Source organism: Neobacillus sp. PVCKKU3 (assembly GCF_058323225.1).
This window is the reverse complement of sequence record NZ_JBLVQN010000037.1, coordinates 1-21,241: the sequence shown is the minus strand read 5'-3', so window position 1 is coordinate 21,241 and position 21,241 is coordinate 1. Positions and strand designations below refer to the sequence as shown.

19 protein-coding genes are annotated in these 21,241 nt (G+C 41.9%); all 19 read right to left on the bottom strand.

The features are described from left to right. Nucleotides 1–9 precede the first annotated feature (9 nt). The 19 genes from ACNQGS_RS21625 to dpaA all read right to left on the bottom strand — a co-directional run bounded on the left by ACNQGS_RS21625 (nucleotide 10) and on the right by dpaA (nucleotide 20,984). On the bottom strand, nucleotides 10–798 hold the full coding sequence (locus ACNQGS_RS21625) for a DUF3388 domain-containing protein (protein WP_213116298.1): 789 nt from the start codon (nucleotides 796–798) through the stop codon (nucleotides 10–12). Between the two features lie 156 nt (nucleotides 799–954). Continuing rightward, a complete protein-coding gene (locus ACNQGS_RS21620; protein ID WP_213116299.1) occupies nucleotides 955–1,200 on the bottom strand; it encodes a DUF3243 domain-containing protein in 246 nt (81 codons plus the stop codon). A gap of 80 nt (nucleotides 1,201–1,280) precedes the next feature. After that, nucleotides 1,281–2,003 carry an elongation factor P 5-aminopentanone reductase gene (gene ymfI, locus ACNQGS_RS21615; RefSeq protein ID WP_491489148.1) on the bottom strand — a complete coding sequence of 241 codons (723 nt, stop codon included), beginning with the start codon at nucleotides 2,001–2,003 and terminating at the stop codon, nucleotides 1,281–1,283. A gap of 60 nt (nucleotides 2,004–2,063) precedes the next feature. Beyond that, a complete protein-coding gene (yfmH, locus tag ACNQGS_RS21610) occupies nucleotides 2,064–3,359 on the bottom strand; it encodes an EF-P 5-aminopentanol modification-associated protein YfmH (protein WP_491489147.1) in 1,296 nt (431 codons plus the stop codon). Then, the gene (gene yfmF, locus ACNQGS_RS21605; RefSeq protein ID WP_491489146.1) at nucleotides 3,359–4,639 is read right to left on the bottom strand and encodes an EF-P 5-aminopentanol modification-associated protein YfmF; all 1,281 of its coding nucleotides are present in this window, start codon (nucleotides 4,637–4,639) and stop codon (nucleotides 3,359–3,361) included. Before yfmF ends, yfmH begins: the two co-directional genes overlap by 1 nt. A gap of 155 nt (nucleotides 4,640–4,794) precedes the next feature. Next, on the bottom strand, nucleotides 4,795–5,754 hold the full coding sequence (locus ACNQGS_RS21600; protein ID WP_491489145.1) for an ABC transporter permease: 960 nt from the start codon (nucleotides 5,752–5,754) through the stop codon (nucleotides 4,795–4,797). Next, complete coding sequence (locus tag ACNQGS_RS21595) at nucleotides 5,755–6,804, bottom strand: ABC transporter permease (protein ID WP_491489144.1); 1,050 nt, start codon at nucleotides 6,802–6,804, stop codon at nucleotides 5,755–5,757. Further along, nucleotides 6,797–8,326, bottom strand: a complete 1,530-nt coding sequence (locus ACNQGS_RS21590) for an ABC transporter ATP-binding protein (RefSeq protein ID WP_491489143.1) — start codon at nucleotides 8,324–8,326, stop codon at nucleotides 6,797–6,799. Before ACNQGS_RS21590 ends, ACNQGS_RS21595 begins: the two co-directional genes overlap by 8 nt. 209 nt (nucleotides 8,327–8,535) lie before the next feature. Next, on the bottom strand, nucleotides 8,536–9,621 hold the full coding sequence (locus tag ACNQGS_RS21585; RefSeq protein WP_213140747.1) for a BMP family lipoprotein: 1,086 nt from the start codon (nucleotides 9,619–9,621) through the stop codon (nucleotides 8,536–8,538). A gap of 84 nt (nucleotides 9,622–9,705) precedes the next feature. Then, nucleotides 9,706–10,431, bottom strand: coding sequence for a GntR family transcriptional regulator (locus ACNQGS_RS21580; RefSeq protein WP_491489142.1), 726 nt, complete (start codon nucleotides 10,429–10,431; stop codon nucleotides 9,706–9,708). Nucleotides 10,432–10,644: 213 nt separating this feature from the next. After that, nucleotides 10,645–12,993, bottom strand: a complete 2,349-nt coding sequence (locus ACNQGS_RS21575; protein ID WP_491489141.1) for a DNA translocase FtsK — start codon at nucleotides 12,991–12,993, stop codon at nucleotides 10,645–10,647. Between the two features lie 141 nt (nucleotides 12,994–13,134). Further along, nucleotides 13,135–13,353, bottom strand: coding sequence for a YlzJ-like family protein (locus tag ACNQGS_RS21570; protein WP_491489140.1), 219 nt, complete (start codon nucleotides 13,351–13,353; stop codon nucleotides 13,135–13,137). After that, nucleotides 13,350–14,105 (bottom strand): ClpP family protease, encoded by a 756-nt coding sequence (locus ACNQGS_RS21565; RefSeq protein ID WP_213140751.1) that lies wholly within the window; start codon nucleotides 14,103–14,105, stop codon nucleotides 13,350–13,352. The genes ACNQGS_RS21570 and ACNQGS_RS21565 overlap by 4 nt, the downstream gene beginning before the upstream one ends. Nucleotides 14,106–14,239: 134 nt before the next feature. Further along, nucleotides 14,240–15,907: a ribonuclease J gene (locus tag ACNQGS_RS21560; protein WP_277398235.1), complete on the bottom strand. Its 1,668-nt coding sequence runs from the start codon at nucleotides 15,905–15,907 to the stop codon at nucleotides 14,240–14,242. Nucleotides 15,908–16,039: 132 nt separating this feature from the next. After that, nucleotides 16,040–16,912 (bottom strand): 4-hydroxy-tetrahydrodipicolinate synthase, encoded by an 873-nt coding sequence (gene dapA / locus ACNQGS_RS21555; protein WP_423801708.1) that lies wholly within the window; start codon nucleotides 16,910–16,912, stop codon nucleotides 16,040–16,042. Nucleotides 16,913–16,981: 69 nt separating this feature from the next. Next, entirely contained in the window at nucleotides 16,982–18,226 is a 1,245-nt protein-coding gene (dapG, locus tag ACNQGS_RS21550; RefSeq protein WP_213141300.1) for an aspartate kinase, read from the bottom strand. A gap of 24 nt (nucleotides 18,227–18,250) precedes the next feature. After that, nucleotides 18,251–19,300 (bottom strand): aspartate-semialdehyde dehydrogenase, encoded by a 1,050-nt coding sequence (asd, locus tag ACNQGS_RS21545; RefSeq protein WP_491489139.1) that lies wholly within the window; start codon nucleotides 19,298–19,300, stop codon nucleotides 18,251–18,253. Between the two features lie 185 nt (nucleotides 19,301–19,485). Next, a complete protein-coding gene (gene dpaB, locus ACNQGS_RS21540) occupies nucleotides 19,486–20,085 on the bottom strand; it encodes a dipicolinate synthase subunit B (protein WP_491489138.1) in 600 nt (199 codons plus the stop codon). Continuing rightward, nucleotides 20,082–20,984 (bottom strand): dipicolinic acid synthetase subunit A, encoded by a 903-nt coding sequence (gene dpaA / locus ACNQGS_RS21535; protein ID WP_491489178.1) that lies wholly within the window; start codon nucleotides 20,982–20,984, stop codon nucleotides 20,082–20,084. Before dpaA ends, dpaB begins: the two co-directional genes overlap by 4 nt. Nucleotides 20,985–21,241 lie beyond the last annotated feature (257 nt).

The window sequence follows — 21,241 nt, the reverse complement described above, 5'->3', positions numbered from 1 at the left end:
TCCAATTTTTTAAAAATCAAAATCTCCAAAATCCGAACCGGAGAACATATTGTGTTGATCAACTACCTCATATGTAATTTCTTCGTCAGCGTGATTCCTTAACTCAATAATATAATCAAAATCATCAAGCGTATACTCGGAGTTTTGGACGAAAATATCCGGATGCTCAATCACCTTTACAGAAGGGAGACGCATAATTTCACGGACTAGCTGCCAATGCCGCTCATTTGCCCTTCGGGTCGATACAATGCCATCAAGAATAAACAGATTATTTGCATTGTATTCGTCTTCGATTAGCTGATTGCGAATCGTTTGCTTAAGCAGGGTTGAAGAGACGAACAGCCAGCGCTTATTGGCACAAACGCTTGCGGCAACCAGTGATTCCGTTTTACCGACACGGGGCATGCCGCGAATGCCAATCAGCTTGTGGCCTTCCTCCTTAAATATTTCTGCCATAAAATCCACTAAAACCCCAAGCTCGCTTCTGATGAATCGGAATGTTTTTTTATCATCTGCATCCCGTTGTATATAGCGGCCATGTCTGACAGCAAGACGGTCCCGCAGTTTTGGTTCTCTTAATTTTATTAGTTTTATTGTGTCCATTGTATTTAAAATTGACTCAAGACGTTTAATTTGATCATCATCTTTTGCCAGTATAAGCAAGCCGCGTCTTCCTTCATCGACACCATTAATAGTTACAATATTAATAGCAAGCATTCCTAAGAGGGATGAAATATCACCTAACAAACCCGGACGGTTTTTTGTAATTTCATATTCTAGATACCATTCTTTCTTCATGCTTTAACCCCCATTTAGGATATCAATCATTTTCTATTTCAAAAACGCCCTAAACCTTATCATAAATGATTTTGATAGAAGATGAAAGAAAAAACATGTCCAAATAGTAATTAATATCTATCAAAAAAGAGAGGAGATTTCTCCTCTCTTTACCCATTATTGTTTTACAAGCTTAACCATTACGTTGGCAATGGCTTGCTGCTCCTGCGGATCGGCAACTGACCACATATCGGAAAGAACTCTTTCTTGCTCATTTTTTGGATCAACGTTCCTTGCCAGATAGTCGCCAATTTGGTAAGCAATGGTGTTGATTGCTCCTTCACTCATTCCTTGAGATTGTGCGTTGTTTAGGCGATCCCCAAGGAAGTCCTGCCATTGTTTCCAGTTATCTAAAACAGACATAATTTTGCCTCCTTTTAAGATGGTACAAGTATATTTTGCAAAACGAAGGCAGTTTCTATACATCCTGAAAATATGAATTTTTAGGTATACCAGCCGCCATTAATGGCAAGCACCTGTCCAGTAATATAACTGGAATCATCAGATAAGAGGAAAACTGTACCCTTAGCAATTTCTTCGGCCTGCCCCAGCCTGCCCATTGGAATTTCAAAGGCAATTCTTTCGGTTTCTTCCTCCGTAAATCCGGCCATCATCGGCGTATCTACCGCCCCAGGGGCGATGGCATTCACGCGGATCCCATTTAATGCAACTTCCTTGCTTAGGGCCTTCACAAAGGAAATCTGCGCCCCTTTGGCTGCAGAATAGGCCACTTCACAGGCGGCACCAGTCTGCCCCCAAATGGATGTGATCACGACAATATTTCCTGACTTTTTACTGATTAGTTTTGGCAAAAGTTCTTTTGTCAGCATTAAGGGACTTAATACATGGACATTCATGAGTGCCATCGCTTCGTCAAGCTTTAAATCCATTAACAATCCATATTGCCCCATTCCTCCGCAATGGACAATCGCATCCAGCGAAAAGATTTGCGAGCTAACCTTTAAATATCCTTTAGGCTCAGCCAAATCGGCATGAATCGGTATGTACTCCCCCTTAAAGGGGGAAAGCTTATTCAGCAGCTCTTTAATCGATTCTTCATTTTGATTGTAATGCAAGTAAAGATGATAGCCTTTTTCTGCCAAATGGTAAGCAACCGCCTGGCCGATTCCTCCGCTCGCTCCCGTAATAAGAACATATTTATGCATATTGTTCACTCTCTCTTTATATAAGGAGGCCTGATCCCTAGGGGGCAGGCCTCTGGATTTCTATTGTTTATTTTTGGGCACGACCTGACAGACTGAAATCCGCTCGTCGGCAATTACTTCCGAAGCCAGTGACTGAACGTCAGCCAGAGTGATTTTTTCAAGTGTTGGCACGACATCAAATAGGTTCATGTCGTTAAAGGCGTAGCGGGTAAATTGGTTTGCGATATATTCAGGAGAGTTAACCGCCCTCAAGAATGCACCAATTTTCTTTTTCTTAGCCCTTTCGAGCTGTTCTTCGGTAAATGTGTGGGCACCCTTTGCATCCAACAGGATTTTTTGAATTCTGTCCGCTAGCTGGTCAGGATTATTCGTATCGCCGCCGATCATCGCAAAGCCAAAGCCCTGCTCCTGCGTGTAATCGAAGGAGAAGGATTCATCGACCAATCCGTCATTATATAGCTCGTAATAGTTTTCAGAGCTCTTCCCAAATAGTAAATCAAGGAGCACATTCATGGTTAACTCGTTTTTCAACATTTCCGGGCCTTGCTGATCCACATGCAGCGCCTTCATGCCAACCAAGCATTTCGAGGTTTGCACATTCATTTGCAATACCTGTTTTTTCTCAGCAGCCTTCAATGGCTCCTCTTCGAACTTCCGCTTAATTTCAGGCATTTCCTTATAGTCCTTCTTGGCCTGATTATCTTTTACCTGTTTCATGATTTTGTCCGGGTCAACCGCTCCGACAATAAACAAAAGCATGTTGCTTGGGTGATAAAAAGTATTATAGCACTCATACAGCCATTCTTTTGTGATTTCGGAAATGGACTCAATTGTTCCCGCAATGTCAATTTTGACAGGATGGTTTTGGAATAGATTTTCAATGATCCCGAAATATAAGCGCCAATCTGGGTTATCGTCATACATCGTGATTTCTTGCCCAATGATGCCTTTCTCTTTTTCCACTGTTTTGTCGGAGAAATATGGGTCCTGAACAAAATCCACCAAGGTTTCTAGGTTTTTTTCAACATCTGAGGTGCTCGAAAACAAATAGGCAGTCCGTGTAAATGATGTAAAGGCGTTGGCCGATGCTCCCTGTTTACTGAATTGCTGAAAGACATCGCCATCTTCTTTTTCAAACAGCTTATGCTCCAAAAAATGGGCAATCCCATCCGGAACCTTGACAAAATCGTCTTTTCCCAAAGGTACAAACGTATTATCAACCGAACCGTACTTAGTTGTAAAGGTTGCATAGGTTTTATTAAAGCCTTTTTTCGGTAAGATATAGACGTGTAAGCCGTTTGACATTTTCTCGTGATAAAGATCTTCTTGAAGCTGGTCAAAGCTGATTTTCTCCATTACTTGCCCGCCTCCGTTCCTGTTAAGAAATAAATGGTATCAAGATTTATCTTATTAGCCACTGCGATGATTTCTTCTTTGGTTATTTTCAGCATATCTGTAATCCATGATTCGAGCTTAATATCTTGGTTTGCAACGACGTTATGATAGAGAAGCTCGAGCAATCCCCGCGATGTATCAATAGTTTCAAGAATTTGGTTGCGAATGACGGCTTTTGTTTGATTTAGCTCATCGTCCGTAAAGTCACCCTTTTGCATTGCTTCCATTTGTTCGCGGATGATTTTAATAGCCTGATCATAATTTTTATTATCAATACCCGACATGACCATCATCAGCCCCTTATGGCTTTCAAGCCGGCTGGCTGCATAATAGGCGAGACTTGCCTTTTCCCGGACATTGATAAACAGTTTCGAATGGGCAAAGCCGCCAAAAATGCCGTTAAAAACCTGCAAGGCAAAATAATCGGGATTGCCAAAGACGATATTTGTCCGGTAACCCATATTTAATTTTCCCTGTTTGACATCTTGGGTTTCCTTGACTTCATTTACGTCTGTTCTGTTTTGAATCTCAGCAGCGGAAGCCTTTTGTGGAGTGCGATCTTCAAATTGCAGAAGCCCTTCTGCAATAGTCTTCACTTCTTCTTCCTTTACATCGCCAATCACGTAAAGGTCCATCTCATCCTCTTTAAAGGCCCTCTGGAAATATTCGAATAAATTTTCTGGAGTAATTGCATCGACTGCTTCAGCCTCGCCATTAACCTCTAAAGCATACGGCTCTCCTTTGCACATTTCCTGAATAAGGCGGACATTGGAGTATCGCATTTTATCATCATAAACTGATTGAATTCTTTGCCTTTGTGTGCGTTTTTCTTTTTCAACTGTTTCCTTATCAAACGCCTGGCCAGAGACATTGGGTTTTGTCAATATTTCTGCTAATAATTCAAATCCCTTTTTCAATAAAGGACTATGGTCTGTCAAGAATTTTTCATTTGCAATTTCTATCAGAAAGCTGACAATATGATACTCGCCCTTTTTTCCTAAATCGACGTAAAGAGTAGCTCCGTATAGGTCATCCAAATAGGAACGGAGCTGTGTCGTCGTAGGATATTTGGCAGAACTGGACTGCAGGACATAAGGAAGAAGCGCTCTTTTCGTGACATCCTCCTTTGATAAAGGCGCCTTCATTCTCCATACCAAGGTATTCGTTTTATATTTATCAGTTTCAACAACATGGAGTTTATAGCCTTGCATTTGCGTTATTTTTTCAACGACTGCTTCCATTTATTTTCCTCCTGTCTGTTAAAGGGTCTTAACATATGATATGAAAACATTTTTCTTTATATTTTTTCCTTTCAAATAAAACCTATACTATAGAACCTGTACAATTCAAGCTTAAAAAAAGAACCCCCAGAAAATCTGGGAGTCCAAGCAAGTATCTACCTGCTTCCTTTTATATAATGCGTTCCAACTGCCTTTGGGGCATCGGCGCGGCCGATGAATCCAGTTAAGGCTAGAATAGTTAAAACGTATGGAGCAATTAACAGATACACGTTTGGTATTTCTTTTAAGAATGGCAAGCTTGAACCGATTATACTAATACTTTGTGCAAATCCAAAGAAAACAGCTGCTCCAAGTGCTCCAAGTGGATGCCATTTTCCGAAAATCATGGCCGCCAGCGCCATGAAGCCCTGTCCGCTGATGGTAGCATGACTGAAATTAGAAGTTATGGATTGTGCATAGACAGCACCGCCGATTCCGCCAAGTGCTCCAGAAAGCATTACACCTAAATAACGCATTTTAGTTACATTGATTCCCATTGTATCTGCCGCCATTGGATGCTCTCCGACGGAACGAAGACGAAGGCCGAACGGTGTTTTATAAACAATATACCAAGCGATAATGGCAACGATAATCGCTACAAAGGATGTCCAATAAGTATTTTGGAAAAAGATTTCCCCAATAACTGGAATGTCCTTTAAAACAGGCACATCAATTTTGCTGAAACCCTTGGAAATAATCCCAGTTTCACCTTTACCATAAATTTGTTTAACAAGGAACATTGTTAAACCAACTGCAAGTAAGTTAATAGCTACACCAGAAACTGTGTGATCGGCTCGAAAAGTGATGGACGCTACTGCATGCAATAGCGAGAAAATAGCACCGGCAACCATCGCCACTAAGATGGCAATCCAAGGGGTTGCATTTCCGAATGTATCAAAAAATGTTAAGTTAAACACGATGGAAGTAAATGCCCCAATAACCATTAATCCTTCGAGACCGATGTTAACGACACCGGATCGCTCTGAAAAAATACCGCCTAACGCAGTGAAGATAAGTGGAGCAGCCCATAAAAGTGTAGATGGAACAACAATTGTTAAAATGTCCATTAAGCTCACTTACTTCACCCCCTTCTTACCGATTCGATCAAGAAATGCCCTGATTATATAGCTGGATGCAACAAAGAAAACAATAAGTGCGATAATAATATCAACAAGTTCATTTGGCACACCCGCTTCAAGCGGCATGTTTAAAGCCCCTACTTTTAAGGCACCGAATAAAATCGCTGAGAAGAATACCCCTAATGCCGTGTTAGAACCAAGCAAGGCAATTGCGATTCCGTCAAACCCTACACCGGTAAATCCGCCTTTAACGGCCGCATATCCGAAGGTTCCGAGTCCCTCCATCGAACCGGCCAAACCAGCAAAAGCACCGGAAATTACCATAGAAAGTATGATATTTCTATTTACATTCATCCCTGAGTAGTGCGCTGCATGCTGGTTAAAACCAACTGCCCGCAATTCGAATCCTCTTGTTGTTTTTTCTAATAAGAACCACATGATAAAACAGCAGGCAATTGCAAGGATAATCCCCCAGTGAAGACGGGAATAATCTGTCAGGCTTTGAAGCCATTCTGAACGCAAGCTTGCAGATTCATGAATCATTTCTGTCTTATCACCGCTCTTAGCAGCTAGAACATTTCTTATAATATAGTTAGTCACATGCAAAGCAACATAGTTCAACATAATGGTGACAATAACTTCATGGACACGAAAACGCGCCTTCAAAAAGCCAGGGATAAAGGCCCACAGGGCACCTGCAACAATAGCTGCCAAGATAGCAAGCGGCAGGTGAATGACTTTTGGAAGGTCAAAAGCAACCCCTACCCAGACCGATGCCAGCCAACCGACAATAAATTGTCCCTCTACCCCGATGTTAAATAGGCCAACACGGAAAGCAAACGCTACCGCTAAACCAGCCAAAATATACGGTGTAAACTGGCGAATAACTTCCCCAACATAATAAACTTCCCCAAAAGCACCGTTCCAAAGTGCTGTATAAGCGGCAACCGGGTCATATCCGCTGATTAACATAATAATGGTTCCCACGATGATTCCTAATAACACCGAAATGATCGGTGTTAAGATACCTGTTAAGCGCTTAGACATTTGCACCCGCTTCCTTTCTATTCGATCCTGCCATTAACAATCCAAGTTCTTGTTCGTCTGTCTCTTTTGGATTGACTACAGCAACAATCTTCCCCTCATAAATAACAGCAATCCGGTCGCTGACATTCATAATCTCATCTAACTCAAAAGAAACAAGCAATACAGCCTTGCCATGATCGCGCTGCTCAATCAGGCGTTTGTGGATAAATTCAATCGCACCCACATCCAAGCCACGAGTAGGCTGAGCGGCAATCAACAAATCAGGATTCCTGTCCACTTCACGGCCGATGATTGCCTTTTGCTGGTTACCCCCAGAAAGAGCGCGTGCCAACGTATATTCACTAGGTGTACGTACGTCGAATTCACTAATTAATTTTCTAGCCTTATTATAAATTTCCTTAAAATTTAATACTCCGCTTTTAGAAAAAGGCTTCTGATAATAGGTTTGTAAAACCATATTTTCAGCAATTGGGTAATTCAAAACAAGTCCATGTTTATGGCGGTCTTGTGGAATGTGGGCTACTCCAGATTCCGTAATTTTTCTAGGGGTGTGGTTAATTAATTCTTTGCCATTTAATTGAATGCTGCCACTATCAGATTTGCGCAACCCTGTAAGCGCTTCAATTAACTCAGACTGTCCATTACCGTCAATCCCGGCAATCCCGACTATTTCACCGGCACGAACTGTTAAATCCAAACCATTAACAACCGTAACACCACGCGAATCCTTCACCACTAAATCTTTAACTAGCAATACGTCTTGCTTTGGTTCAGCAGGCTTCTTTTCTGTTTTAAAGACAACTTCCCGTCCAACCATCAGGCTTGCAAGTTCATTTGGATTGGTTTCACTAACATTTACCGTACCAATCCCTTTTCCTTTGCGAATGACGGTACAACGGTCGGCGACCTGCATAATTTCTTTTAACTTGTGGGTAATAAGAATGATAGATTTACCCTCTTTAATAAGAGTTTTCATAATTTGAATTAACTCTTTAATTTCTTGCGGTGTCAGCACAGCAGTCGGTTCATCAAAAATTAAAATCTCCGCTCCGCGGTATAATGTTTTTAAAATTTCAACCCTTTGCTGCATACCTACAGAGATATCGGAAATTTTCGCCTGCGGGTCAACTGACAATCCGTAACGTTCGGAAATTTGGCGAACTTCCTGTTCTGCCTTTTTAATGTCAATCCGGCCAGCAGATGTAATCTCTCTGCCAAGGATAATGTTTTCCGTTACTGTGAAGGTATCCACTAGCATAAAGTGCTGATGGACCATCCCGATTCCTAGGTCATTGGCAACGTTAGGATCGGTAATTTTAACAGGCTTTCCTTTTACTCTAATTTCTCCTGCTTCTGGTTGGTACAAACCAAAAAGCACGTTCATCAAAGTTGATTTGCCTGCTCCGTTTTCGCCAAGCAAGGCATGAATTTCTCCCTTTTTCAATTGGAGAGTAATGTTATCATTTGCAACAAAGCTGCCGAATTCTTTCCGAATGTTTAGCATCTCGATTACATAATCCATTTTTTCTCACTCCCTGTAATGAAGGTGATGGAAATTCCGACCAATAAAAGTAAGAGGTCAGACCTTTCCAAGATTTAAAAAACAGGGATATCTCCCCATTAAAACCTTAATTGAAAGGCGGAAAATCATTTCTGCACTTCAATTAAGGTTCATTAAGAAGGAATAAGCGGATTATCTTGATAATATCCGCTTATTCCCTGTTAGTAGTTTTATTTTGCACTAAAGTTTTTCAATTCATCACGAGTTTGAGGAACTTTTAAGTCACCAGATTTGATTTTTTCAATGTAGTCTTTAACCGCTTTATCAATCGCATCTTTGTTTGGAGCCTTTGCGTTAACTGGTGCTAAACCTACGCCATCTTCATGTAAGCCGTATAATACCACTTCTCCGCCTGGGAAGTTGCCATCCATTGCCTTTTTGGACAAGTCTTGAACTGCTACATCAACACGCTTTAATGCAGATGTTAAGACTACGTCTGGACCCATGTCAGCTTGGTCACGGTCAACCCCGATTGCCCAGAAGTCTTTGCTTGGTTCTTTCGCTTTACGGTCAACAGCTTCTTTGAAAAGACCATTACCAGTCGCACCAGCTGCGTGGAAGACAACGTCTGCACCAGAAGAGTACATTTTAGAAGCGATGGATTGCCCTAATTCAGCTTTGTCAAATGCACCAGAATATTGAACGTCAACCTGTACATCCGGCTTAGCAGCCTTTACACCAGCAAGGAAGCCAGACTCAAAGCGCTCGATAACTGGAATTTCCATACCACCGATGAAACCGATATGGTTTGTTTTAGTTGTTAAAGCAGCCGCAACACCCGCAAGGAAAGCTGCTTCCTGCTCTTTAAAGAGGATGCTTGCTACGTTTGGCTGTTTTACTTCAGCATCAACGATTGCAAAATGATGGTCTTTTTGTTGTTTTGCAATTTCTTCAACGGCTGCCTGCATTAAGAAGCCGATCCCATATACTAAGTCAAAATCTTGGCGAGCAAGAGTATTTAAGTTTGTTGCATAGTCAGCATCTGATTTGGACTGAAGGTAAGAGTAACCGCCTTTTCCTTCTTTCATGCCGTTATCTTTACCGAACTTTTGAAGGCCTTCCCACGCTGATTGGTTAAAGGATTTGTCATCTACACCGCCGACGTCAGTAACCATTGCTACAGAGAATGATTTGCCTTTTTCTCCGCCTTTTGATGTTTCAGTTCCTTTGTTGTCATCACTTTTTCCACAAGCACCTAATAGTGTTCCAGCAGCAAGAACAAGTGATAGCGCCATTCCAACTTTACGCTTTTTCAAGGTATCTTCCCCCTAAGAATGTTGTTTGATAGTAGAAATGGTATAAAACTGGACTGATTGCGTTTTCATTACCATTAAAAATTTTTACACTCGTTTCCTAAGTACATGAAAACTAAATTTGTCCGCCTTAAAATAGTTTACCGAAAAAAGGACAGGTTCATCCGTTTCATCGAAATGCATTTGTTTTAATACCAATAATGCAGTCTCCGGGTCACATTCTAAAATTGGGGAAATTTTTTCATGATAGCCAATTGGCTCGATTTGGGCAACCGCGTATGTAATCCTTCTGTTGGCCTCTTCTACCAAAATGTTGAAGATTGATTCTTCACCATGTAAAAAGGTTTCAGGCAGTATGTGTGATGGAACCTTGTCAATGCAATAAACGACCGGTTCCCCGTTAGCGGTTCTTACTCTCTCAATCACGACCATTTCCTCATCAGCAGAACATGAGAAACGACGTATATCCTCTTCCGTTGGACTTTGAGTTGACGATTTTAAGAAAATGGTTCCTGGTTTCATGCCAGCCTGTTTAATCATGTCAGTAACACTGCTTAACTGTTCAATCCCCGATGTGAACAATGGCTTTGCGTTAACAAACGTACCAACCCCATGGCGTCTGATAATCACATTTTCCTCTTCAAGAATTCTTAATGCTTCTCGAAGTGTAGCCCTGCTGACACCAAGCTGTTTGGCAAGATCGAATTCTGATGGCAGTTTCTCTTTTTCTTTGTATACACCATCTTCAATATCCTGCTTAAGCCGATCGATTACTTGTAAATATAAATGCCGGTTATCTGACTTGATGGACATGCTGCTTTCCTCCAGCCTTTTCCTTAGACATCAGACCTCTGATATCATTCCTACTAATCGCAATAATCTTATCATGTTTTCTGCGATAAATAAATAGAAATCCATGATTTTGTCGAAAAAAGACGAAAAGATAAAAATCATCTTTAACGCCTATTACTATTTTATCAACTTTCCATAAAAGTAGAATAAAAAAAGAGCCATTAGGCCCTTTTTTCAAGAGCTCTTTTCCTCGTTTGGCTTCGTAATTAAGACCGCACGAGGTTTACTTCCTTCATATGGCCCTACCACTCCGCGGAGCTCCATTTCATCTATCAGTCTTGCCGCTCTTGTATAACCAATCCGGAAGCGGCGCTGCAGCATCGAAACTGATGCCGTTTGCATGTCAACAATTAATTCAACTGCCTCGTCATATAATTCGTCTTCAACCTCTCCAGTAGCCTCCGGGATATCATCTGGGATCATTTCCTCCTGATATTGAGCCTTTTGCTGGGAGATAACAAACTCAACCGTGTCCTCCACTTCTTGATCTGAGAGGAAGGCACCTTGGACACGTACCGGTTTTGTCGCACCGACCGGCATAAAGAGCATGTCCCCTCTGCCGAGAAGCTTTTCCGCCCCGCCCATGTCGAGGATTGTCCGTGAGTCTGTTCCACTTGATACTGCGAAGGCGATGCGGGAAGGAATATTGGCCTTGATGACCCCGGTGATGACATCGACGGATGGACGCTGGGTCGCAATAATAAGATGAATTCCGGCCGCACGTGCCATCTGCGCCAATCGAGTAATCGAATCCTCTACATCTGAAGAGGCAACCATCATTAAATCCGCCAACTCGTCCACTATGACAACAATATACGGCAATAACGGCTGCTTATCATCTTCTTCGAGATTATGTTTTCGAACATGGTCATTATAGCCTTCAATATTCCTTGTTCCAGTATGGGAGAATAACTCATATCGTCTTTCCATCTCGCTGACAACCTTTTTCAACGCTTGTGAGGCCTTTTTGGGTTCTGTCACTACTGGCGCAAGCAAATGGGGAATTCCATTATAAACATTTAACTCGACCATCTTCGGGTCAATCATCATTAATTTTACTTCATGGGGCTTTGCCCGCATTAAAATGCTCGTAATTATTCCGTTAATACATACACTTTTTCCGCTTCCTGTTGCACCAGCGACAAGAAGGTGGGGCATTTTATTTAATTCTGCCAGCACGGCCTCGCCCGTGATATCCCTGCCAAGTGCAATCATTAGCTTGGCATCCGGCTTATCATTTTGCGTTGCTTCCAAAACCTCTCTTAGTGAAACCATTGCAACTTCGGAATTTGGAACCTCTATCCCAATTGCTGATTTTCCGGGGATTGGGGCTTCCATTCGAATATCCTTTGCTGCTAGTGCTAATGCAAGATCATCGCTGAGGCTGACGATTTTGCTGACTTTAACACCGACATCAGGATGGACTTCATATTTTGTCACCGCAGGTCCCAGGTGCACTTGTGTAACACGTGCTTTAACTCCAAAGCTTTGAAAGGTTCTTTCCAGTTTGGCTGCATTCTTATTGATCAGCTCATATTCACCGCTTTGGTCGGTTTTCTTTGGAAGTTTCAGAAGCCTGAGCGGCGGCAATTCATAGGAGGCATTTTCCACTTCGGCAAATGAGATAGGAGGAGTATTGTCTTCCTCGGGTTCCTCTTGTTTGCTCCGTCTGCTCTTGGCCGGTTCTCGCTGCGGTCTTTCCCTAGGCAGATCCTCCTGATATGCCCGATCCGCAAAATTGGAGATTAACGGTTCAGGGATGACAGCTTCGTCTATATCAGCCTGTGGTTCGGGAACGTTTACAGCAGTCTGCTGAATCCGCCTGTTTTCTTGTGCCTGCCTTCTTTGATTGCTCCGCTCAGTCCGCCTTTCCTGCTGTTTCTGTTTCCATTCGGCTACATCCGTTTTAAAAGCTTGCCACTGGGTTTTTGAAAAGCCAAAAACCCCCATCAAGATTTTTGCTACAAAATCACCAAATGATTTGCCGGTTAGTAAAATAAACCCTACTAAAATAAAAATAAAGGCAATGATTTTTGTACCGGTTTCTGCAAATAAATAATGAAACAAAGCAAACAATATGGCCCCAAGAATTCCTCCACCGAGATCATGTGTACTGGTTTCCCCCCGGACCTCCATCATGAATAACTCCCATGTATTGTTGATGACACTAGGGTTCTTAAATTTTCCATTATTGCTCAGCAAATCAAACAATGTAACGTGACTCAAAAGAAGAATAGCTGAAACAATAAAATAACTGCCTACAAGCTTAATATGAAAGAAAAATGGAATCTCCCTTTTCCACATTAAATAAATACTTAGTATAACCAGCCCCAGTAAACTAAGCATGTACCATTCACCCATCCAAAAACGGAAGAACAGGACGGTTGCTTTGCCGACGGCCCCAAGCTTTGCAATTGAAATAATCGCTAATGCTAGGATTGCCAGTGCCGATAATTCATATTGGACCGTCCGTTTTAGCTGGGTATCTCGTCTTTTCGGTTGTCGTTTCTTTTTTTTGGCCATGCAATCACCTTTATATTATTGATTTTATTCTAATGATGCCTCGACTTTTTTGTGATAAAGGCAGAAAAGCAGCCTTATTTTGGCTGCTCTTGTCTCTTTACCCTTATTATACCATAACGTGTTAATAGTTTTCCCTTATCCTTATAGATTTGAAAAAGAAATTTTTGCACCAGGGCAAATCTGATCATTCAAAAAATGCTGCGGATCACTACTTAATACTCGAATAACTTGATAATTTTGCTGGTCTGTTTGTTCGACCAATAAAGGGATGCCCTGGTAGGAAACCGTTTGCTGATTTTTGAAGGCATCTTCATCATAAGGGAATATTAGCTCCTGCGGCATCATCGTATATAAAATCATTGAATCAGTCCCTTATTTTCATCCTTTTTTAACTCAATCAATTCATTTAGTTTTTTCATCGCATGGCCGAGGCCCCCTACTTCATCAATCAACCCATATTTCACAGCTTCTTCTCCAATCACGTTTGTTCCAATATCCCTCGTTAAATTCCCTTTAGCAAACATTAATTCTTTAAAGGTTTCTTCCGGTATTTTTGAATGCTTTGTTACGAAACTAACAACCCGCTCCTGCATTTTGTCCAGGTATTCAAAGGTTGCAGGGACGCCGATGACCAGCCCTGTCAAGCGGATTGGATGGATTGTCATCGTTGCGGTTTCAGCAATAAAACTGTACGTGCAGGAAACAGCGATCGGAACTCCAATTGAATGACCGCCGCCAAGGACAATCGAAACGGTTGGTTTCGATAAAGTGGCCAGCATTTCCGAAATGGCGAGTCCTGCCTCAACATCACCGCCTACCGTATTTAAGATAATCAATAATCCTTCAATATTCGGGTTTTGTTCAATCGCTACAAGCTGGGGAATAATATGTTCATATTTTGTCGTTTTATTTTGCGGTGGAAGCGCCATATGCCCCTCAATTTGTCCCACAATCGTCAAACAGTGAATTTTTGAATCTGGGGATAATTGTGGGACATTCGTTTGTCCAAGCTGCTGTATTTTTTCTACTAAAGGAGAAGCAGGTTTTTCCTCTTTTTGTGGCTCGGTGCTCCCTGGATTCTCCGCATCATTTTTAATAAAATTGTTATTCATCCCAATACTCCCTTCAAGCATGATATCTTTTAGTATTCGCCTATGAAATAAATTCATGCTTGAAAAATAAACATCAAAATGGGCCTGTCCCCCGCTGCGTGGATCATAAGCAGCGGGGGCAGGCCCTTATAAGATTATACTTCCATTATAATTGGCAGAATCATCGGCCGTCTTTTTGTTTTTTCAAAGAGGTAACGATTTAAATCATCTCTAATTTCCTGCTTTAAGCTTGACCATTCAAAGCTTTCCTTGGCAATATTTCTTTCAACGATATCACGGACTAATTTAGTGGAGTCATCCATTAACTTTTCAGACTCCCGAACGTAAACAAATCCCCTTGAGATAATTTCCGGTCCGGCGGCAATTTTCTTTTCCTTCTTTGTCAGGGTGACGACAACTATTAATATGCCATCCTGAGACAATAATTTACGGTCCCGCAGCACAATGTTCCCTACATCGCCTACGCCAATTCCATCAATCAGGACATTTCCGGATGGCACTTTACCTGTAATGGCAAACTTCCCATCCTTCCACTCCACCACGTCACCGCGATCAGGAATAGAAATCTGCTCATCGCGAAGACCGCATTCCATTGCAATTTTCCGATGGGCTTTCAACATCCGGTATTCGCCGTGAACAGGAATAAAGAATTTAGGCTTCATCAGGTTAATCATAAATTTCAATTCTTCTTGGCTGCCATGGCTTGAAACATGGATGGTCCGTTTCCCTGAAACAACATTAGCGCCCGCTCTAAACAGCATATCAATTGTTTTAAATAAAAATACTTCGCTGCCCTTTAACGGCGAGGCAGCTATCAAGACAGTATCACCCGGCTGGATATTGATCAGCTTATGTGTCTGCTTGGCCATTTTTTGCAGCGCCTCAATTGGTTCGCCCTGGCTCCCTGTCATCAAGACGGCAATTTCCTTGTCTTGATAATTCTTAATCTCATCAATAGATATGATTAAATCATCCGCCACCTCTAAATAACCTAAATCCATGGCAATGTGGTAAATTCGTTCAAGACTTTTTCCAACTACTGCTACTTTACGTTTGTTCTCCTTGGCTGCATCAAAAATATGCTGAATTCTATTAATATCAGATGCAAAGCAGGCAGCAATAATCCGCCCCGGTGCATTGTAAAAAGCGTTCGATAATTCGCGCTCGACGATTGCTTCAGACGTCGTATAACCCGGTTTTTCCGCTTCGGTACTGTCTGATAGCAAGCATAAAACACCCTGCTCACCGATAGCTGCCATTTTTCCAATTTCCGGCTTATAAAGCCTGGTGGCTGCCTGATCAAATTTAAAGTCGCCCGTGTAAACAATGATTCCTTCTGAAGTGTGAATACAAACCCCAACTGAATCTGGAATACTATGATTGGTCCTGAAAAAGCTTACCTGAACAGTATCTAAATCGAGAACCATATTGGAATCTATCTCGATAAAGTCAGCTTTTCCATTAAAGTCCTGCTCCTTTAATTTGGCTCCTGCCAGTGCAAGTGTCAGTTTCATCCCGTAGACAGGCGCATCGATCTGCCGAAGTATGTATGAAAGAGCCCCGATATGATCCTCATGTCCATGCGTTAAAAATATTGCTTTAACCCGGTCCCTATTCTCCTTTAAGTAGGTGATATCAGGTATTACCATATCAATGCCCAGCATTTCTTCCTCGGGGAACATTAGCCCGGCATCAATGACGAATATGTCCTTGTCCACTTCCACCAAATACATATTCTTTCCGATTTCCCCTATTCCACCAAGTCCAATTATCTTGATGGATTGATTTTTTTTCTTTATCAAATCCTTTTCCTCCTAAACCTAAGTTGCTCCGATCGAAATCAGTTAGGTTTATTATACTTGAAATCGGAAAACCTTTACAATGGTAAAAAAGGAAAAAACCAACCGAGCTTTTGTCGGTTGGTTTCTTCGCAATTATTTATGATTTAAAATTTCAATCAAATTAGCACGTTCCTGCTCTGTCAATCCCACTAGCGGCAATCTAACTGATCCAACATCCAAGCCTTTGATTTGCAGAGCTGTTTTCACAGGTGCTGGACTTGGTGCAGCAAATAATCCCTGCATCATCGGGAGCAGACGCTGATGCAATTTGGCTGCCCGTTGATTTTCTCCGTCAAAAAATGCTTTTACCATCTCTTGTAATTCATTGCCAATGACATGGGAGGCGACTGAAACAACCCCCGCACCCCCGATAGACAGCACTGGCAGCGTGACCGCGTCATCGCCGCTGTACAAAGCAAAGTCATCATCGGTATTGGCAATTATGTGCGTCATGGCATTTAAATCCCCACTCGCTTCTTTCACAGCCACAATATTTGGTATTTTTGACAAGCGGATAATCGTATCCGGGTGAATTGTCACAACCGACCGGCTCGGGATATTGTAGACCATTACCGGAAGGGTAGTTGATTCGGCAATTGCTTTAAAATGCTGGTATAGACCCTCTTGATTCGGTTTATTGTAATACGGTGCGACCAGCATAATAGCGTCCACACCGACCTGCTCCGCTTTTTTTGTCATCTCGATTGATGCGTACGTATTATTACTGCCTGTTCCGGCAATAACAGGGATTCGTTTATTTACAGCTTTCACAACATGGCTGAATAATGCCAGTTTTTCTTCTTTCGATAAGGTTGGTGATTCACCTGTTGTACCTGCCACAACAAGTGAATCTGTACCATTATCAATTAAATAATTGATTAGCTTCGTGGTTTTGCCAAAGTCAATATGCCCTTTATGATCAAAAGGCGTTACCATTGCAGTGGATACTCGCCCGAAATGAACCATTTTATTTCTCCTTTCGAAACTTTCGCTCCCTAAATCCGGTGCTTCTAACATCCTATTCAAAAGGTTTTCTTAAAAATCCAAGCTATTTAATTCTAGTGATTCATCTTCAAGGTGAAAGGCACTATGCAAGGCGTTTACTGATTTTACTAAATCCTCCTGCTTGACGAGGACCCAAATCGTCGTATGGCTGTCTGCCGATTGCAGAATCCGGATTCCTTGATTTGAGAGGGCCGTTACAATTTTTGAAGTAACCCCCGGAACTCCCGCGATCCCGGCTCCCACTACGGAAACCTTGGCACAATGACGTTCAACCTCTGGCTCGTGTCCCAATTCATTTAGTACCCGGATTGCTTTATCTGTCATTTCTTCTGTAACCGTATATACAACTCCGCTTGGAGAAATGTTGATAAAATCCACACTTATCTTCTCATTTGCCATCGCTTTAAATACTTCTGCCTGCAGGTAGTACTGTTCCTTTTTGGCAAAAACCTTTATTTGCGAAACGTTCGAAACATGGGCAATTCCCGTTACCAACCGTTCCTTGATGTCACTGCCGCGATTATTTTTATTTAAGGTAGTCACCAATGTTCCCTCGGATTCTGAATAAGTGGAACGAATCCGAATAGGCACCTTTGCTTGCATTGCAATTTCAACTGCCCTAGGGTGAATGACCTTTGCCCCCTGATAGGCCATATTACAAACCTCTGTATAGGTAACAACTGATAACGGCCGGGCATTTTCGGCAATGCGCGGGTCAGCAGTCATAATTCCTTCTACATCGGTAAAAATATCAATCCACTCAGCATTAAGTGCGGCTCCCAAGGCAGCAGCGGATGTATCGCTGCCGCCGCGGCCAATCGTGGTCACATCGCCATTTTTTGCTGCTCCTTGGAATCCGGCAACCACGACAACATCATGGCTTTCCAGTTCCCTAAGCAAGCGATCGCACTTCATTTCAACAATTTTGGCATTGGTATGGTCGTTATTGGTTCTAAACCCTGCTTGAGCCCCAGTTAATCCCGTTGCATTAATACCGCTCTCAAGCAACATATTCGTAAACACAATGCTAGAGATTACTTCTCCGCAGGACAGCAATAAATCATGCTCACGTTTAGAAATGTTACTTGTATTGCCGCCAATCAGGGACAGTAACGTATCGGTTGCATATGGATCGCCCTTTCTTCCCATCGCGGATACGACAACGACTACTTTATAGCCCTCAGCCAGTGCTTTTTCGATATGTCCCTGCGCATATTTCCTACTAGATTCATCTTTGACGGAGGTCCCGCCAAATTTTTGAACAATGATTTTCATGGTAAACACCAAAACCTGCCTTCTCTATTTTACAAGTCCTAATTCAACTAATCGTTGTGCAATTTGGACCGAGTTCCAGGCTGCTCCTTTAAGAAGATTGTCTGAAACTACCCACATGTGAAATCCCTTGCTATTATCGATGTCATTTCTAATTCTTCCGACGAAGACTTCATTCTTGCCAACACAGTCGGCTGGCATTGGGTATACTTGGTTTTCTGGATCGTCTTGCAGAATCACCCCAGGTGCATCTTTAAGAAGCGCTTTGATTTCTGCGGCGCTCACATTATCCTCTTCAATTTCAAAATAAACAGATTCAGAATGTCCTACAGCTACCGGCAGACGAACACAAGTCGCGGAAACCTGAAGCTCCGGAAGATGCATGATCTTTTTTGTTTCATTAATCATTTTCATTTCTTCATAGGTATAGCCATTTTCTTGGAATTTATCAATTTGCGGAATGGCGTTAAAAGCAATTTGATAGTGCTTTTCATCAGATTTCACAGGTAAAATTTTGGGTTCATATGGTTCTTCATTTAAGATTGCTTTTGTCTGCTGAAGAAGCTCTTCTACTGCTGCAGCACCTGAACCGGAAACAGCTTGATAAGTGGAAACGATAATTTTTTTCAAGCCAAACTTTTGACGGATTGGTTCTAAAGCAACCACCATCTGGATGGTTGAACAGTTTGGATTAGCAATGATTCCATTATGTTCAAATAAGTCTTTTTCATTAACTTCCGGAACAACTAAAGGAATATCGGCGTCCATACGGAATGCACTGGTGTTGTCAACGCAAACTGCACCGCGTTTTGCTGCCTCAGGAGCCAATTCTTTGGAGACACTTCCGCCCGCACTGAACAATGCGATATCTACACCCTCAAAGCTCTCTGGCTTTGCTTCTTGCACTGTATATTCACGGCCATTTATATCGACCTTTTTTCCTGCCGAACGAGCGGAGGAAAGCAGGGTTAACTCTCTAATTGGAAAATTCTCTTTCACTAAAGTTTGGATCATTTGTTGGCCAACAGCGCCTGTTGCTCCGACAACTGCGACGTGAAATCCATTTTGATGACTCATTCTTGTTCCCCTTCCTATTCACTGGCCGGTTATTCCCTTAAGTTTAAGTTTTCTTGCTGCCAGTATAGTAATATTTTATGGTTGTTTTCATCAGCGGATTAACTTATTAACCCACTGATGAAAGATTAATTTATTTTATCATATTATTTGAAAGAAATAACCTTTTTTAATGAAGGGAAAGGAAATTAGTCCTCATCTTTGTATCTTTCAACCAATACCGGCTGAATCTGTCTGCCTTCCATTGCTGCTTCCACTGTTTCCGGAAGCATTGTCATTCTCGCCACCATTGAATTCGGTTTATTAATAGGGTCATCCTGTCCGTAAGGAATAAAGTAAATGTGTTTAGTGGCCATCAGTCTCATCAGGTTTACCCCATTTAACCCTAATGCATCATTCGTGGAAATACCTAAGACAACCGGCTTTAAATTTCGAAGCGTTGCTTTTGCCGCCATTAAAACAGGGCTGTCATTCATGGCATTGGCAAACTTGCTCATCGATACTCCTGTTAAAGGAGCAATTACCATACAATCAAGCGGCATTTTCGGTCCTAACGGTTCTGCTTTTACAATGGAATCAATTAGGTTATTGCCAGTTAAATCGACAATTCGCTGGACCCAATCTTCGCCTTTTCCAAAACGGGTATCGGTGTTTTTAACCGTAAAGGTTACAATCGGAACCACCTCTGCGCCGGCCTGCACCAGTTTTTCAATTTCCGGAAATACAGCGTCATACGTACAATGTGAACCCGTTAATCCAAAACCAATTCTTTTACCTTTTAAACTCATTTTCCATTCCCCTTTCGATCTGGTTCTGTCTCTGAAAGCAGCTGGGATAGGACATCTGCTAAAATTTGCCCCGCTGTTTTGGGAGCGACAATTCCAGGCAGGCTGGGTGCAAGGAGGGCTTTGATTCCTCTCTTTTCTGCGTAACGAAAATCGGTTCCTCCCGGTTTCGAGGCAATGTCGATTACAATGGTATGTGCGGGTAGTTTAGCAATGACTGATGCATTAACAATTGGCTGCGGGATTGTATTGATTAAAATGTCTGTACCCGACACTTCCGTTTCAATATTGCTTAATTGAAACGGTGTCAGTGCCATTTCCGTAATTCTAGCAAGATGTTCGCTTTTTCTTGCCCCGACTTTTACTTTTGCCCCTAATGCATGGAAGGCCCTTGCAATACTCATACCGCACCGTCCCAATCCTAGGACAGTTACATTAGAACCATGAATCGTAAAGTCAGTATGCTGGATGGCCATCATAAGTGTTCCTTCAACAGTCGGAATCGAATTATAAATGGCTACATCGTCTCTTGAAAATAACTGGACTAGTTTTTTGCTTGTTTGCTCAGTAATCCCGTTTAAATAGGAATTGCTGATTCCTGAATAAATGGTACAATGCTCAGGAGTTTTCGAAAGAATATCCTCTGTTAAGACCACTTTCTCGTTGGAGAATATCGTCTCTACTTGACCTTCTAAATTTGTGCCAGCAACTGGCAGTATAATGGCATCGATATTCGAAAAGTCAACCTCGGATATTTTCTCCTTGACTGCACCTGTAAAGGCGTGGTCAAGCTGTTCAAATCCAATTAGCGCTAGTTTAGCGTCTAATTCCGTTAACTTTCGGATAATTTCCAGCTGCCTGGCATCACCACCAATAACGGCTATCTGCATCCCTGTCAGCATGAAAACATTCACCTTCTTTTTTAAAGAATCCATTCAATTTTTCCTTTGTTCTTTATCACTTCCCCATCTTATGTAAGAAAGTTTCAATCGGTGAGTTTTCCACGCGGGAATATGCAAAAAAGCCCAAGCAAATTAAATTGCTTGGGCTTCAGGCTATCTTTTATACTAATTATTTTTTATTATTCCACCATGTTAATTTGTTCTAATGTTATTAATATCACGGTTTTTCAAAAGGTCTGTTGATTTCCGCTCCAGGT